12 protein-coding genes and 2 pseudogenes are annotated in these 16,540 nt (G+C 62.6%); 9 read left to right on the top strand and 5 right to left on the bottom strand.

Annotated features, from left to right (window positions below):
- Positions 1–38: 38 nt before the first annotated feature.
- Both AC0L39_RS01195 and AC0L39_RS01190 read right to left on the bottom strand, forming a co-directional pair.
- Positions 39–494, bottom strand: coding sequence for a hypothetical protein (locus tag AC0L39_RS01195; protein WP_473260072.1), 456 nt, complete (start codon positions 492–494; stop codon positions 39–41).
- Positions 487–1,152, bottom strand: coding sequence for a YggS family pyridoxal phosphate-dependent enzyme (locus AC0L39_RS01190; RefSeq protein ID WP_473260070.1), 666 nt, complete (start codon positions 1,150–1,152; stop codon positions 487–489). The genes AC0L39_RS01195 and AC0L39_RS01190 overlap by 8 nt, the downstream gene beginning before the upstream one ends.
- 21 nt (positions 1,153–1,173) lie before the next feature.
- Here AC0L39_RS01190 and AC0L39_RS01185 point away from each other — a divergent pair, with 21 nt between their 5' ends.
- The 5 genes from AC0L39_RS01185 (at position 1,174) to AC0L39_RS01165 (ending at position 7,383) form a co-directional block, all read left to right on the top strand.
- Entirely contained in the window at positions 1,174–1,710 is a 537-nt protein-coding gene (locus AC0L39_RS01185; RefSeq protein ID WP_473260068.1) for a thiamine phosphate synthase, read from the top strand.
- A gap of 74 nt (positions 1,711–1,784) precedes the next feature.
- Positions 1,785–4,187: an FtsK/SpoIIIE family DNA translocase gene (locus AC0L39_RS01180; protein WP_473260066.1), complete on the top strand. Its 2,403-nt coding sequence runs from the start codon at positions 1,785–1,787 to the stop codon at positions 4,185–4,187.
- Between the two features lie 191 nt (positions 4,188–4,378).
- Positions 4,379–5,311 carry a hypothetical protein gene (locus tag AC0L39_RS01175; RefSeq protein WP_473260064.1) on the top strand — a complete coding sequence of 311 codons (933 nt, stop codon included), beginning with the start codon at positions 4,379–4,381 and terminating at the stop codon, positions 5,309–5,311.
- Entirely contained in the window at positions 5,301–6,443 is a 1,143-nt protein-coding gene (locus AC0L39_RS01170; protein ID WP_473260063.1) for a 7TM domain-containing protein, read from the top strand. Before AC0L39_RS01175 ends, AC0L39_RS01170 begins: the two co-directional genes overlap by 11 nt.
- A 1-nt stretch (position 6,444) precedes the next feature.
- Positions 6,445–7,383 carry a sugar-transfer associated ATP-grasp domain-containing protein gene (locus AC0L39_RS01165; protein ID WP_473260061.1) on the top strand — a complete coding sequence of 313 codons (939 nt, stop codon included), beginning with the start codon at positions 6,445–6,447 and terminating at the stop codon, positions 7,381–7,383.
- A gap of 19 nt (positions 7,384–7,402) precedes the next feature.
- Here the strand turns inward: AC0L39_RS01165 and AC0L39_RS01160 are convergent, their stop codons facing one another.
- The gene (locus AC0L39_RS01160; RefSeq protein ID WP_473260059.1) at positions 7,403–8,488 is read right to left on the bottom strand and encodes a substrate-binding domain-containing protein; all 1,086 of its coding nucleotides are present in this window, start codon (positions 8,486–8,488) and stop codon (positions 7,403–7,405) included.
- A gap of 221 nt (positions 8,489–8,709) precedes the next feature.
- Between AC0L39_RS01160 and AC0L39_RS01155 the strand changes: the two genes are divergently transcribed.
- A complete protein-coding gene (locus AC0L39_RS01155) occupies positions 8,710–10,440 on the top strand; it encodes a sensor domain-containing diguanylate cyclase (RefSeq protein ID WP_473260057.1) in 1,731 nt (576 codons plus the stop codon).
- Positions 10,441–10,447: 7 nt separating this feature from the next.
- Here the strand turns inward: AC0L39_RS01155 and AC0L39_RS01150 are convergent.
- A pseudogene (locus AC0L39_RS01150) lies at positions 10,448–10,820 on the bottom strand (acyl-CoA thioesterase).
- A 23-nt stretch (positions 10,821–10,843) separates the two neighbouring features.
- Positions 10,844–12,978: pseudogene (locus AC0L39_RS01145) on the bottom strand (S9 family peptidase).
- Between the two features lie 183 nt (positions 12,979–13,161).
- Between AC0L39_RS01145 and AC0L39_RS01140 the strand changes: the two are divergent.
- The 3 genes from AC0L39_RS01140 to AC0L39_RS01130 all read left to right on the top strand — a co-directional run bounded on the left by AC0L39_RS01140 (position 13,162) and on the right by AC0L39_RS01130 (position 16,451).
- A complete protein-coding gene (locus AC0L39_RS01140; RefSeq protein WP_473260055.1) occupies positions 13,162–14,979 on the top strand; it encodes an aminopeptidase P family protein in 1,818 nt (605 codons plus the stop codon).
- 86 nt (positions 14,980–15,065) lie between these two features.
- Positions 15,066–15,446 (top strand): VOC family protein, encoded by a 381-nt coding sequence (locus tag AC0L39_RS01135; RefSeq protein ID WP_473260053.1) that lies wholly within the window; start codon positions 15,066–15,068, stop codon positions 15,444–15,446.
- A 303-nt stretch (positions 15,447–15,749) separates the two neighbouring features.
- Positions 15,750–16,451 carry an EF-hand domain-containing protein gene (locus AC0L39_RS01130; protein ID WP_473260051.1) on the top strand — a complete coding sequence of 234 codons (702 nt, stop codon included), beginning with the start codon at positions 15,750–15,752 and terminating at the stop codon, positions 16,449–16,451.
- Positions 16,452–16,540 lie beyond the last annotated feature (89 nt).

Below are 16,540 nucleotides of genomic sequence, written 5' to 3'. Positions count from 1 at the left end.
TGAGACACAAGAGGGGCGTTCTTCGGAGCGCCCCTTTTTTATGGCTCGGCGATCAGCAGGAGCGCGATGTTCGTGTCGTCGAAGCAGACAAAGCCCCACTCGGTCGCAGCGCCGGCAATCGGGTTCCACAGCCCGTCATAACGGTTTGAAACCACCGTCAGCATTGCCGGATCGAAGCATCCGAGCAGCTCGCCCGCGCATCGCCGCGCCTGTTCCTGATCGAGCCAGTCTTGCGACGGGTTCGAGATGTCCTTGGCAAGTGCCTGCGTGATCTCTCCAATGGCCGAACGCGGCGTATCGGCACCTCCAGCGGCATCGAGCAGTTCCCAGTTGAACCCGATCCCCTTGTATCCGAGACTGGTCGCGAACGCGTCTGCGATTGCCGAGTGAATGCCGGTTCCGTTTGCCAGCGGAGCGTATCGGAAAGTCGTGCGCGCACCGTTGTTCAGACGCGCGAGCCATGCGGCTTCGAACCGGGCGAACGCGTCAGCCACCGCGCGCGCCGAACAGGGCGGTGCCCACCCGCACATGCGTCGCGCCAAGCTGCACTGCGGTTTCGTAATCGCCGCTCATGCCCATGCTCAGGCCCTCGACCCCGTTATCGGCAGCGAGCTTTGCCAGAAGTGCGAAGAAGGGCGCGGGCTCAAGGTCCGCAGGCGGCAGGCACATCAGGCCTGCGACAGGGATATTCGCGGCGCGCACCTTTGCGAGAAACTCGGGCAGCTCGGCAATTCGGCAGCCGCCCTTCTGGTCCTCATCTCCAATATTGACCTGCACGAAGCACGGCACCCGGCGGTCGGCCTTGTCCATCGCCTTGGCGAGCGCTTTCAGCAGGCTCGGGCGGTCGAGCGCGTGGATGCAGTCGAACAATTCGACCGCATCATCCGCCTTGTTCGATTGCAACTGGCCGATCAGGTGCAGTTCGGTCTCGGGGAAACGCTCGCGCAGGGCCGGCCATTTTTCCTGCGCCTCCCGAACCCGGTTCTCGCCAAAGACGCGGTGCCCCGCCTCCAGCAGCGGTACGATCCTCTCCGCCGGATGCGTCTTGCTGACTGCGATCAGGGTCACTTCGTCAGGCTCTCGCCGCGCGGGCTTGCACATGCGCGCGATGTTGGCTTGGACTTCGGCGAGACTTGAGGCTGCATTTTCCATGCAGCGCCCTATAAGACCAGCGTGGCGCAAGACCAATCCCTGCCGAACCTCTGGCTGATTTCCGATGAGCGCAATGATGCGGTGCTGGAGCGGGCGCTCGCGCGATTGCCGCGCGGATCGGGGTTCATTTACCGGCATTATCATCTCGATGGTGCGGACCGGCTGGCGCGGTTCGCTTCGCTGCGCAGGATTGCCCGAGGCCGCGGACACCTAGTCGTGCTGGCTGATAGTGCGTTCACCGCGGTCGAATGGGGCGCGGACGGCATTTATGGCGCGCCGCGAACGCTGTGGCCCCGCAGGCGAGGTTTGCTCCACCTTGCGACAGCGCATGACCTCGGCGAAATCGGTCAATCTAACCGTTTTGGTTCAGATGCAACATTGATCTCACCGGTTTTCTCCACTCGGTCGCATGTGGGGGGAGAAGTGCTGGGACCGGCGCGGTTCAGGAGCCTCGCGCGCTATTCGTCTGCACCGGTTATCGCTTTGGGAGGCATGGATAGCGCACGCGCCCGCTCGCTTGACTGGCCGCGCTGGGCGGCGATCGACGGACTATCCTGACCCGCTCCTCTTGCCGCACACAGCTTGACCCGGACTCGCCGAGGATTCATGGTGTGTTCCAATAGGAGCAAATCATGGCGAGCCGCGCTATCAATACCCGGAAATCAAACGCAGATTGGCGCGCAGGGCTGCGCCGCAGCATCCGCCGCGCTGCGCAGATGACGGGTGCGGGCGTTCTGCTCGCAGCGATGATCTTCTTTGCATTGTCGCTGGCGAGCTACACCCAGACCGATCCCAGCCCCTCCACCGCCGCTTCGCCCGATCAGGTGAGCAACTGGATGGGCCTGTCCGGGGCATGGGTGGCCGACCGCGCGCTGTTCATATTCGGCTTGCCCGCAGTGCTGCTGCTCCCGCTGCTGTATGTTTCGGCGCGCAAGCTATGGCGCGATGTGGAAAATGACGACGCACATGCCGAGACGGAGGCGACGCGCTGGTGGCTGCCCGCTGGAATGCTGCTGATCGCGATGATCTGCCTCGGCACGGTGCTCTCGCTCGCATTCGGCAGCCCCAGCGGGACCTTGCCCGCACAACTGGGCGGCGCGTCCGGCCTGCTTGGTGCGCGCGGCATCCAGGCGGTGGCGGAGCGTTTCGGCGACCAGGCATCGGGCTGGATTACCCTCGGCGCGGCGGTCGTCTGCCTTGCCGCCGGGGTGACCCTGCTCACGCGGATCTTCGCCATCGACTGGCGCGCATTGCTTACCCTGCCCAACTTCCTTGGTGGAGGCGCGCTTGGAGGATCGCTGCTGCCGCGCCTGTCATTCAGGCGCGGTCAGCGCGAAGAGCGCCGCTCCTACGCCAATGACGAGGGCGCCGCACCTGCTCCCAAGGCCCGGCGCAAGGCCAGGTCGGACCCTGCCAATGCGCCCGATCCCTCACCGCGCCGGGCACCCGAGATCAGCGATCCGTCCGCCCCGCCCAAGAAGGCAGCGTCGCCCAAGCAGAAACAGAGCGACATGTTTGCCACCTACAACCTGCCGAGCCTCGACCTGCTTGAAACCCCGCCCGAGGATGCCGGACCCAAGCTCGACAAGCTGGCGCTGGAGCGCAATGCGCGCCTCCTCGAAAACGTACTCGACGACTTCAACGTCAAGGGTGAGATAACCGCCGTTCGCACCGGTCCGGTAGTGACCATGTACGAGCTTGAACCGGCCCCGGGGATCAAGGCCAGCCGCGTCATTGGCCTCGCCGAGGATATCGCGCGCAATATGAGCGCCATTTCCGCGCGCGTTTCGCCGATCCCTGGCAAGACCGTCATGGGTATCGAATTGCCCAATAAAGACAGGCAGATGGTAATGCTCAAGGAGCTCGCCGCCTGCGCCGCCTTCGCCGAAAACAAGGGCAATCTGCCGATCATCCTCGGCAAAGACATTGCCGGTGAACCGATCATCGCCGACCTCGCCGCCATGCCTCACCTGCTCGTCGCGGGTACGACCGGGTCGGGCAAATCGGTCGGCCTCAATTGCATCCTGCTGTCGTTGCTCTACCACTTCACGCCCGCCGAATGCCGCCTGATCCTGATCGATCCGAAGGTGCTGGAGCTCAAGAGCTACGACGACATTCCGCACCTCCTCTCACCCGTGGTGACAGAGCCGCACAAGTCCGTTCGCGCGCTCAAATGGGCGGTCGAGGAGATGGAGCGGCGTTACCGCATGATGAGCTCGGTCAATTCGCGCAATATCAACTCGTTCAACGAGAAAGTCCGCTCTGCCGCCGCGAAAGGCAAACCGCTTGGGCGGCGCGCGCAGACCGGGTTCGACCCCGATACCGGCGAGCAATTGTTCGAGGAAGAACAGCTCGATTACGAACCGCTGCCGCAGATCGTGCTGATCGTCGACGAACTTGCCGACCTGATGGTCACAGTGGGCAAGGAGATCGAAGTGCTGATCCAGCGCCTGAGCCAGAAATCGCGCGCGGCGGGCATCCACCTCATCATGGCGACCCAGCGCCCCTCGGTCGATGTCATTACCGGCGTGATCAAGGCCAACCTGCCGACCCGCATCAGCTTCAAGGTGACGAGCCGGATCGACAGCCGCACCATCCTTGGCGAGCAGGGCGCGGAACAGCTGCTTGGCAGGGGCGACATGCTCTACAAGCCCAATACCGGTGCGATGGTCCGCGCGCATGGACCGTTCGTTAGCGACGAAGAGGTCGAGGCTGTGGCGGATTTCTGGCGCGCCCAGGGCTCGCCCGAATATATCGACGCGGTCACCGAAGAGCCCGAGGATGGCGGAGGTCTCAATTTCGAGGATGACCTGACCGCATCCGACAGCCCCGAAGAGCGCAAATATCGCCAGGCCTGCCAGATCGTGATCGAAAACCAGAAGGCCTCCGGATCGTGGCTCCAGCGCCAGATGGGTGTCGGCTACAACACCGCTGCCAAGTGGATCGAGCGGATGGAGAGCGAAGGGCTGGTCGGTCCGGCCAACCATGTCTACCGCCGCGAAATCTTCCGCGATCAGGATGGCAATCCTCTTTAAGCCAAAGTCCAGACACCGGCGGTGACGTCGTGCCGCCTTGGCGCGGAGCCTTCATATGCAACCAGAGTGGTGAACAGCTGCCGCGTCCGGGCGGGTGCGATTGTGCGCCCTGCGGCTGATTTCGCCCGAAATCTCGTGGTTTAGATTTAAGGTTAGGAATTTCTAAATCACATCTGCGTAGAGCTACGTGGATGGTTGCACACTTCCCTTTAAAGCGGGCGCAGCGCGCGTTTGCTTGCCTCCTGGGTGCAGGCCTCGCGGCCTGTTTCCCCGCGCAGCTTGCAGCGCAGGACAGCGGCTGGTCACTCGAACCGGGTGCCCGTGTCGAAATCGGCATTGTCAGCGCCGAAACAGCCACGCGCGATGAACAGATCGTGGTCGATGGCGACGCTTTGACCTTCCGCGCGCAGGTCGGGATCGATTTCGAGGATGATAACACCCGATTCCGGCTCGAAGCGGACCGGATCGAAGTCGTCCGGCTTGGCGACGGGCGCAGCGACACCAATCGCGACCGGATCACCGCCCAGTTCGACCAGGAATTGAACAGCGATTGGGATGTGCAGGTGCGCGGTCGGTATTATGATGACCTCGTCACCGCTGAATCGAGCGATACCGACGAATTGCAAGGATCGGTGCGGGTCAGTTACGAGCCGACACGCGCCGATCGCTTTCGCGCGCGAGGCAGTTGGCGCGACCGGCAATACGACAATGATGCGGACCCCGAGACCACTGGCGAAGGTCCGCGCGTCGATGCGCAGTATCGTCACCGGTTCGGGCGCTACAATTACCTGACTTTCGACCTGCGCGCGGAGTCGATAGAATCTGACGATCCACGCCGCGGTTATGCGCGCGAATCCGCCAAGGTTTCCTACACCCAGCCGATCACGCCCGACCTGCGTGTGAGGCCCGCTATCGAGGTTCTGAAAACCCGCTTCGACGGGCGGTTCACGCCCGATGGCGAGCGGCGTGAGGATGAATTGATCGTGCCCGAGGTCGAAATGCTGTGGTGGCCGGGTCGCTGGCGCGTCGAAGCCGAGGCGAAATACATCTTTTCCGACAGCAACCTGCCGACGCGCGAGCGCGAGGGCTATCGGCTCACACTGACGGTCGGGTATGTCTTCTGATCTGATCTCGAAAATCAGACAGGTAAGGGAGCGCGCGACCCCGCAGGTCAAGCGCCCCTTCCATATCGGGCTTGGCGTCGGGCTGGGCCTGGCGGTGCTTGTCGCACTCGGCTTGAAGAACACCGAATCCTTCTTCGCCATGCCGTCCGAACTGGAGGGCATCGCAACCTCGCAGGCGATCTGGGGCCTGAAACCCTCGAACCTGTTGATGGTGCTGCCGCTCGGCGCATTTCTGGTGGTTCTGGCACGCAGCTTTATCGGGCTGAAGGCATTCGGGCTATTTACCCCGATGCTGGTTGCGCTCGCCTTCCTCCAGATCGGTCCGATCATGGGTCCGATCGTGCTCGGTTCCTCGGTGCTGGTGGGCATGATCGTGGCGCCCAGCCTGCTCAAGCTGCGCATGACGCGCGTCGGCTTTCTCGGCGCGCTCATCTCCCTGATCGTCCTGGTGCTCGTCGCCTTGCAAATGATCCTCGACACGCAGTTGCAGGTCGATGCGTTCCCGGTCGTGGTCTGCGCTCTCGTGGTCGAACGCTGGTGGCGCCAGTGGGAGAAGGACGGGCCGTACGAGGCCGCGCGCATGGCGTTCAACACGTTCATGATCTCGGTCGTGATCCAGTTCGTCATGGTTTCGCACCTCGCGCTGATGCTGATCGAGGCATCGCCGCTGCTGATGCCGGGCGCGACCGCAATCGCCATCGCCATCCTCGGACGATATCGCGGCCTGCGCCTCACTGAAATCGGACGGTTCGCACCGATCTGGCTGGAGCGAAGGCGCAGTACCAGGGGCGATACCCTGCCCGAAGGCGTGCTCGTTGATCGCCGCAAGCCGGTCGAAGATGCCGAGCCGGTGGAGGAACCGGCCGAGGATCCCCCCGTTCATCCGCCGCCTATCGAAGTGACCGTCGCAGCAAACGAGCGGGCTCCGCCCCTCGAAGGGATTTGGGTGATCCAATCGCCCAGCGACCTCAAACCGTTCAGGCGAAGGCGGATCCCGCAACAGCCACTTCAGCCCCGGCCCGATGCCGAGCGGCAACCCGATAGCGAGGCACAGTTTGCGCCTCGCCTTGGCGCGTCTGGACGACCGCCAATCCATAATGCCTGGAAAATCAAGTCGGAAGAGGACGTCTGACATGCTGATGGACTTCGGAAAGATGTTCGCGCGCCGCCGCAGCGCGCCGACCCGCATCGATCCGCTAACCATGACCCCGATGGAGGAAATCCTCGGGATCAACATGCGCAACGCCCTGATTGCGAAATACAATCCGCGCATCGCGATCGAGCGTGCGCGCGACAAGGTGGCCGCGAAAGTGGCGCTGGAGGCGGCGGGCATTGCCTGCACTGGCACCGTTGCGGTCATCGACGATCACCAGAAGCTCAATGCCTTCAAACCAACGCGCGACATGCCCGATTCCTGGGCGATCAAGCCGGCGCGCGGATCGCAGGGCGACGGCATCCTGCTGGCGGTGCGCCGCAAAGGCGACGTGTGGTTCAAGGGGTCCGGCACGCCGCTGACCGAAACCGATGTCATGCATCACATCCAGAAAGTGGTCGACGGGGGTTTTTCGGGCGACACGGCAAGCGAGGATGCAGCGCTGATCGAGCCGCTCATCATCGCCGATCCCAGCCTCGCGGACCTCGTGCCCGAAGGCTTGCCCGACTTGCGCGTGATCTGCCTGCACGACGAACCGCTGATGGCGATGCTGCGCTTGCCGACCAACGAGTCCGACGGGAAGGCCAACCTTCACCAGCGCGCAATCGGCGCCGGCATCTCACTGGAAACCGGACGGATCACGCGCGCACTGGTGCAGGGCGAATCGATCACCCATCACCCCGATACCGGCACGAAGCTGATCGGCTACGAAGTTCCCGGCTGGGACCGCGCGCTCGAACTGTCGAGCAGGTGCGGTCCTGCGATCGGGCTGGGTTACAGCGGGTCCGATATCGTACTCGACAAGAACGATGGCCCGCTGATCATCGAGGTCAACGCGCACCCTGGTATCGAAATCCAGAACATCTGCCAGCTGGGCCTGAAAGCGCAGATGGCAGCGGTCGGCGAGTCGTTCAAATAGAGCGGGTGGGCGCGGCGGCTCAGCCCTCTGCTGCCATGACCGGCTCTGGCTCGGGCTCCCCGGTCAGATCTTCGCGGGTCATAATGACGAGCTCGTTCACCTTGCGCTCGTTCTCGGCCATCTTTTCGGGTGACGAGGCAACCATTCCGATCCGCGCCAGCGGGCCGTCTGCCGTCCAGCTCTTCACCCATTCCTGCAAGAATGCGTCGAGGCCGGGGATCGCGCGCATATGCGCCTTCTTGACGTAAACATAGAGCGGACGCGCGCCGGGATAGTCGAAATTGGCGATGTTTTCGTAGGTCGGATCGACACCGTTCATCGGCAGGCCTTGCACCTTGTCCGAGTTTTCATCGAGGTACGAGAATCCGAACACGCCGACCGCACGCGGATTGCTCTCGATCTTCTGCACGATGAGATTGTCCTGCTCGCCCTGATCGACATACGAGCCGTCGGAACGGACTTCGGTACATATCTGCTGGTGGCGGTCCTCGTCCTCTTCCTTAAGCGCCTTCATCGCCGGATTGGTGTCGCAGCCAGCCTCCAGAACAAGTTCTTTCAACGCATCGCGCGTGCCCGAAGTGCTGGGCGGGCCATAGACAAGGATCGGCACATCGGGCAGCGACGGGTCGACATCCGACCAGTTCTGTGTTGTCTGTTCCTCACCATATGGGTTCGCAGCAAGAGCCTCATATACGATCTTAGGTGAGAGGTTCAGTTCGATACCCCCTGCAGCCGAGGCGAAGGCGATACCGTCCAGGCCGACTTGCAATTCGATCACTTCCTCGACCCCGTTGGCGAGGCAGCGCTCGAATTCGGATAGCTTCATGCGCCGCGATGCGTTCGCCATATCGGGGGAATCCGCCCCGACCTTGGAACAGAATAACTGGATACCGCCGCCCGTGCCGGTCGATTCAATAAGTGGCGACTTGTAATCGGGATTGGAGCGCGCGTAGCTTTCGGCGACCTGCTTCGCGAACGGGTAGACAGTCGAGGACCCTACCGCGCGGATGGAATCGCGCGATCCGCCGCCTCCGCCATCGCAGGCAGATAACGTGATTGCAGCCGCGCCGAGCAATCCGAAAGCGAGAGTTTTTGCGTTGATCAAGGTTCATCTCCAAGAGGCGCCAAGTCGCTAATCGCCGGTTGTGACAGCGGCATGACGGACAAGGCAAGCGGGCAGAGCGCTGACGGGCATTGACGATGGTTAACACCGGTCTCGCGTGCCGCCAATATTCTGCAAACAAATCAGAATTTTATTGGGTAACCGGACTTTCCTTAAACCCATTGTAAGGGGTTTCGCCGTATCGCGCGAGTGTGCTGAAAACGGTGTTTCTTTCTTTTTGCGCTGCGATCACCGCGCTGCTGACCGCGTTTGCCGCGGTGCCGGCCGCTGCGCACGAGCACGGCGAGACAGGCCTGACCGCTGCCTGCCACTCGGCATCGGCGCCGACGCGAAGTTTTGAGGACATGAGATCGCGGCTCGTCTGGACTTGCGAGCCAAACGGGTTCCGCACCGACAAGCCGACGGGCTGGCTCCGCTTTGAAGCCGAAAGCTGGGCCGGCGAGGCGCCGCCGCGCTTTTTCATCAGCCGGATCGCACGCTTCGAAACGATCACATTCGCCGCCATCGATAGCGATGGATCGATGCGAACCGCTTCGTTCCGCGAAAACGAAGCCACGCCCTTTGCCGCAGGGCCGGTGTTCCGCCTGCCCTTGCCTGAAATCGGCCCGGACACCCGCATGCTGATCGTGCGCATTGATCGTCCCCATTCCGCGCCTCTGCTGGCCGAGGCAAGGCTGACGCAGGATCCCACGACGTCGCATTGGTCGATCACTCAGATGATGGTGCTGTCGATGGTTATCGGGATGCTGATCCTGCCCCTGATGTTCGACCTCGGGTTCTTCATCGTATTGCGGGAGCGATTTGTCGCCATGCACGCGGCCATGGTGGTCGCAATGATGAGCTATGTGCTGTTTGCAGGCGGAGTCATCAACCTGGTGGTCACCCTGCCGGTCGCCGCAGTTGCAATTGGCGGACCGCTGGCGTGGGCTATCGGCTGCGGGATCTCGACCTTGTTCCTGGCGGAATTCCTCGAAGACGATGCTCAATCCGCGCCAATGCGGTTCCTGGTCAAGGCCACTGGGGTATGGACAATCTTCGTGCCCGGCTTCTTCGCGTTGCAATTGCACGCGACCCAGACCTTCGACGACCGTTTCTATTTCTACACCTTCCTCCCCGCGCTCGCCGTCATCAGTGCGGCACTGACGGAGGCTGTCCTCAGGGGAAGCCGCTCGGCGCGTTTCGTGACCGTTGCATGGATCCCGATCATCCTGGCCTCGATCGAGCGGTTGTGGCGCGGGCTCGGTGTCTATGCCGGACCACCGGAGCTCGACCTGCTGCTGTTCGTCGCAACCGGGTTCGAGGTGACCGTCATCAGCCTGGCGATCGCGGACCGCTTCTTCGCAATCCGGCAGGAGCGCGACAAGGCGGTTGAGGACGCGGTGGAGCTGTCACGCCTGTCGGAGCGCGATCCGCTCACCGGATTGATGAACCGCCGGGCGATCATGGCCCGTTTCCCGGAACTGGTATCCAAAGGCTTCGATACATTTGCTCTAGTCGATCTGGATCGCTTCAAGCAGGTCAATGACAGTCATGGTCACCAGGCAGGCGACGCCGCCCTCGTCGCCTGTTCCGAAGCGCTGCGGGTGAGGGGCAGCCGCGACAGCATACCGGTGCGCTTGGGCGGCGAGGAATTCGTGGTTCTGCTGAGAGGTCCCGACGCGATCGCCAGAGCCGAAGCGCTGCGCCGGGCCGTACCGCTCCACATTGCGCACAAATTGCCCGGCCTCGATGGGCCGGTGACCGCCAGCATGGGCGTGGTGGAGATGCCGCGCTCATCGAGCAGCAAGATGACCTTCGAGAATTTCTACGCGCGCGCCGACCAGCTGCTTTACGATGCCAAGAAAGCGGGCCGCAATCGCATGGCTTACGAACGGCTCAAGGTCTTCAACGAAGCGCCGCCCTCTCGCTGGCGGCGAAAGAAGCGGGCCGCCTGAGTATGCGCTAGGCGTCCCGGAACGGAGCGATCACTTCGGGCCGCACCCGTGCGAGCCGCTGCGTGTCCCTGTCGAGCATTGCCCAGGTCGTCTGCGCGGACACCAGCCGCTTGCCCGCCTCGTCAATGAATTCGACGTGGCGGACCGACTTGGCCCCGCGCGGCGCATCGGGGATCCACGTCTTGCCATGCGCAGTTTCACCCGCTGCAATATTGCCGCGGTAATCTATCTCATGCCGGATCACGACCCAGAAGAACTGCGCGAGATCCGCTGGCCGAGCGTACCGCTTCCCAATGCGCTGTGGCGAGATCCTGAATCCACTGAACCCAGACCGAATTGTTGACGTGCCCAAGCTCGTCGATGTGCTCCGGCAGGGCCATAAAGGGTCTGGTGAAGCTGAGGCTCACTCGCCGCCTTTCTGGTCCGCCATCCCCATCTGCCACAGGATAAAGGCGTATTCCTCCGCCGTTTCATAGAGCGAATTCCAGCGCCCTGATTTGCCGCCATGCCCGGCGCCCATATTGGTCTTCAGCAGCAGCATGTTATCGTCCGTCTTGCGCTCGCGCAGCTTGGCGACCCACTTTGCGGGCTCCCAATAGGTCACGCGCGGGTCATTGAGCCCGGCGGTGACCAGCATCGGAGGATAGTCCTGCGCAGTCACCTGATCGTAGGGCGAATAGGACAGGATATAGGCAAACGCCTGTTTGCTCAGGATCGGATTGCCCCATTCCTGCCACTCGCCCGGAGTGAGCGGCAGCTCTTCGTTGAGCATCGTGTTCAGCACATCGACGAACGGGACGTGGCTGACGATCGCGCCATATTGCGCTGGGTCCTGGTTGATGATCACGCCCATCAATTCGCCGCCTGCCGAGCCGCCGCTGGCCGTGACCTTGCCTTCGGTACCGTGTAGCCTTTGGCGATCAATCCGCGCCCGGCATCGACGAAATCGTTGAAGGTGTTGGTGCGCTCATTCAGCTTGCCCTGCAAATACCAGCGCCGGCCCAGATCGTCGCCGCCCCTGATATGCGCGATGGCATAGGCAAAGCCGCGGTCGATCAGGCTCAGGCGGGTGGTCGAAAAGCCCGGCGGCACGGCATATCCGTATGCGCCGTAGGAATAGAGGTGCAGCGGACCGCCAGCGGGCCGGTCCTTGCGCATAACGATGCTGACCGGAACCATGGTCCCGTCACGCGCCTGAATTTCGGTCCGCTCCGTGGTGTAGAGCGATGCATCGTAGCCGCTCGGAATTTCCTGCTGCTTGAGCTGCTCGAGCGACCGGCTCGCGACGTCGTAATCGAACACGGTGTCGGGCGTGATCATGCTTTCATAGGAGAGCCGCAGCTTGGCTTGGTCATATTCGGGATTGTTGGAAAGGCCCGCGCTGTAGCTCGCCTCGGGAAAGGCAATCGGACTGGCATCGCCGGGGGCATCGTAGCTGCGCAACTGAACCTGATCGAGCCCGTTCAGGCGCCCTTCGGTGACGAAGAATTCTTTGAACAGGTCGAAATCCATCAGGTAGAATTCGTCCGAGCCCGCGATAACGGTCTCCCATTCGCCTGGAGCATCCAAAGTCGCTTTGGCCAGCCGGAAATTGAGGTGATCGTCATTGGTGTGGACGAACAACTCGCCTTCCCGGATGTCGATATCGTATTCGACGCCTTTCTTGCGCGGCTTGACCAGCGTCTGTTCGCCGGTCGGATTGTCGGCCGAAACGAAGCGCACTTCGCTCGTCTCGTTGTCGCCGGTCGAGATGATCAGATAGTCTTCCTGCGCCGAAAGGCCTGCGCCGACGCGGAACGATATATCGTCTTCGGTGAAAATCTCCACGTCATCGCTGGTCGGTGTGCCTATGGTGTGCAGGCGGACATTGTTGACCCGCCAGTTATCGTCCACGCGGCTGTAGGCGAGGATCGTGTCGCCTTTCAGCCAGGTCAGGCCGGACAGAGTCTCGGGAATTTCGTCGGCGAGCAATTCGCCGGTCTGCAAATCCTTGATCCGGACCGTGAAGCGCTCCGACCCGTTGGTGTCGGTCGAATAGGCGAGGTAACGTCCGTTCCTGCTCACCGATGTCGCACCGAGGCGGAAATATTCCAGCCCTTCGGCCAGCGCGGTTTCATCGAGGATCAGCTGGTCATCGCCGCCCGCGACGGGCTTTCGGTAATGCTTTCGATATTGCGCGCCTTCCTCGAATTCGGACCAGTAGAGGTAGTCGCCCCGGCGCTGCGGCACGGTGCTGTCGTCCTCCTTGATCCGCGCGCGCATTTCCTTGAACAGCGCTTCGGTCAGCTCTTTCTGAGGTGCCATCTGCGCTTCGAACCAGGCGTTCTCCGCTTTCAGGTATGCGAGCACATCCTCGTCATCGACCACGGGATAGGATTTGTCATAAAGCCAGTCATACGGGTCGGAGATCGTGATCCCGTGATAGGTATAACTGTGCTCGCGCTTTTCGGCGACAGGCGGGGACGTTGGAACAGCGGTGTCGGAAGTGGTCACGCCGGTATTTTCCTCATTGGTGGTTGCGCTGGCCAGGCTCGGCATTGCGAAGGCCAGGGCTGCGGTGAGAGCAAGACGGGTTTTCGAATACGGGATCATGGGAGACTTCGATCTGCGCGGGCGGGGAATCGCCTGGGTGGAAAGCGGCGGCCAAGCGGCCTATGTGTTGGCGTAGTAATCACAAATTCGCGCAGCACAATGCCGCGCCGCTAGCAGGACGATCCCACGATGCTGATGCAGACCCACGAAGCCCGTCTGAAAGCCCTTCGCGAAGAGCTGAAGCGCCGCGACCTTGACGGATTTATCGTCCCAATCTCCGATGAACATATGAGCGAATATGTCGGCGATTACGCGCAGCGTCTGCATTGGCTGACCGGATTTGGCGGATCGGCAGGCTTTGCTGCGGTTACGCGCGATCACGCGGCGATCTTCGTCGATGGACGCTATACCGTGCAGGTCAGGGACCAGGTCGATGAAAGCCTGTTCGAATATCGCGCCATTCCCGGCGACAGCCTTGGCAACTGGCTCACCGACAAGGTGCAGAGCGGCGCGCGGATCGCCTACGATCCGTGGCTCCACACATGGAACTGGGTCGAGGCGCTGGAACGAGAGGTCGAGCCGAGCGGGATTGCGATGGTGCCTGCCGATGGCAACCCGATCGACGCGGTTTGGGCCGACCAACCCGAACGATCCAATGCAGAGGCCATCGTCCATGACGACGCGATGTCCGGCCGTCCCTCGGCAGAAAAGCGTGCGGGGATCGCCGACTGGCTAACTGATAACAATCTGGATGCGGTGGTTGTGCCCGCACTCGATTCCATCGCGTGGCTGCTCAACATTCGCGGCACGGACGTAGCCCACACGCCTGTCGCGCTGTCCTATGTCATCGCGCACAAGGATGGCCGCGCAGAGCTGTTCATCGCACCGGACAAGATCACTCCCGAGGTCACTCAGCACCTCGGCAACGCCGTCAGCGTGCGCGATCGCGCCGAATTCGAGACCGCACTGGGCGAGTTTTCGGGCAAGCGCGTAAGCGTCGATCCGGACTTCGGCGTAGTCGGCATCGCGCAGGGCCTGCGCGCCGGCAGCGCGAACTTCGTGTTCAAGCAGGACCCGACCATCCTCGCCAAGGCGATCAAGAACCCCGCCGAGCAACAGGGCCACCGCGACGCTCAGGAACGTGATGGAGCCGCCGTCAGCCGGTTCCTACGCTGGCTTGAGGAAACCGCGCCTTCGGGCGAGATCGACGAACTGGCCGCCGCGGCCAAGTTGGAAGGCTTCCGCCGCGAACATGGCGACCTGCGCGATACCTCGTTCGATACGATCTCTGCAGCCTCCGGCCATGCCGCCTTGCCGCATTACAAGGTCGATGAGGACACCAATATCCCGATCCCTCCCGGATCGATCTATCTCGTCGATAGCGGTGGGCAGTATCCAGCGGGCACGACCGACATCACCCGGACCGTGTGGGTGGGTTCCGCCGATGGCTCGGCCAAGCCCACGCCCGAAATGAAGGACCGTTTCACCCGCGTGCTCAAGGGGCACATCCAGATCGACCGCATTGCCTTTCCGCAAGGGACCAATGGCGGACAGATCGATGCGCTTGCGCGACAATATCTGTGGGAAGCGGGCGTCGATTACGCGCATGGGACGGGCCACGGCGTGGGCAGCTTTCTCGGCGTGCACGAAGGGCCGCAGCGCATCGCCAAGCCTGGCGGCGGACAGGCCGGGACGTCGCAGGAGCTGTTCGAGGGCATGATCCTCTCGAACGAGCCGGGCTATTACAAGGCCGGCGAATACGGGATCCGGATCGAGAACCTGGTGCTGACGATAGAGAAGCAGATCGAGGGAGCGGAAGGGCGTTTTCTCGGCTTCGAAACGCTCACATTCGTACCGCTCGACCGGACACTTATCGAGAAGCGCCTGCTTACATCCGAAGAGGTAGCGTGGGTTGATAGCTATCACGAACAGGTACGCGCGCTGATCGCGCCGCAGCTTGAAGGCGACGACCTTGCATGGCTGGAGCGCGAGTGCGCCTCGCTTTGAGCGCGCTTGTCGCAAGCCATCTGTTCCTGTAATGTTCTCAATTCGCGAGTCGCAATCCAGCGCCCTCGCAGCAGGAGGATGATCGCATGATCGGCTACGTAACCCTTGGCACAAACGACTTGCCGCGTGCGGCGAAATTCTACGATGCCATCGCGCAGCATTTCGGTGTGGGCCGGATGATGGACTTCGACACGTTCGTCGCATGGGGAGAGATGGGCGGCGCGCCCGGTGTTGCGGCTACCAAGCCATTCGATGGTGAGGAAGCCACCGCCGGAAACGGCACGATGGTCGCGCTGCAGGTCGACAATCCCGACAAGGTAAAGGCGGTCTACGACACTGCTATTGCCCACGGCGGAAGCGATGAGGGCGCTCCCGGCCCGCGCGGCGATGACGGCTTTTACGCAGGCTATTTCCGCGATCCGGACGGCAACAAGCTCAACGTGTTCTGCATGACTGCGCCAGAATGATCGGGCCAGAATGATTGGGCCTGAGTGATTGCCCGCAATCTTGCCCGCAAGTGAACGAATTCGCGGGCGAAATTGCGTGTGGATGAACGCCCGCGCGTCCCTGATACAATTCGCGACAATAATGCAGGTATCCGGGATAAGCCTGCGACATACGCCCTCTAGAACAGGTTTCATGAGTTGCGGTGAGTAGGCCCTGACGGCACTACCCTCCCCTGACAGCGCGGCCCCCTCCCCTAAAGCCGCCGATCATCGTCAACGGCTACTCGCCGCAGCTCTCCTGAAACCACCTTCTGGAGTACAACGATGCGTAAACTGACCTTGACCCTTTCGGCCGCAGCCCTCGCCCTTGGCGGTGCTGGCGTGGCCCTTGCCGACCATCACGGGGCAAAGCGCGGCCCGATGGCCGCCGACGCCGATGGTGACGGCATCATTACCTTGGCCGAGGCCAAGGCACACGGCGCAGAGCGCTTTACCAAGATGGATGTGAACTCCGACGGGGTCCTCAACCAGGAAGACCGTACGGCGCGCCGCGCTATGCGGTTCGAAGCTGCCGACACCAATGGCGATGGTGAGCTGACCGCAGAAGAAATGACCGCCGCGCGCGAAGCCCGCCATGCCGAACGAGCAGAGCGCCGGGCCGAGCGCCAGGCGGCCCGGATCGAGCGCCTCGACACCGACAATAGCGGCGGCCTTAGCGAAGCCGAGCTCGAAGCCGGCAAACAGGCGCGCGGCGAAGCAAGTGAAGGCCGGCGCGGTATGCGCGGCGAAATGCGGCGCGGCGGACGGCGCGGCGGCCACGGCATGCGGATGATGCGCGAGGCCGACACCAATGGCGATCAGGCCGTATCGCGCGCCGAGTTCGACGCCGCCATCGAAGCGCGGTTCAGCCGGGTCGATACGGACGGTTCGGGCAGCATTACTGCCGAAGAACGCGCCGCCGCCAAGGAAGCGCGCAAACAGGCCCGCGCCGAGCGCCGCGCCAGCCGCGGCACCCGGGCCAACTGATCGGCCTCCCCTGTTGCGATCCGGGCCGATCAGCGCCCCGTAACGCCCGGTTCGCTCCTCCGCCGGCTCGGCCCGCTCCCCGTGATGGG

The organism is Erythrobacter sp. K21-9 (genome assembly GCF_055808355.1).
The sequence above is the reverse complement of the archived record's forward strand: the minus strand, read 5'-3'. Positions and strand labels throughout refer to the sequence as shown.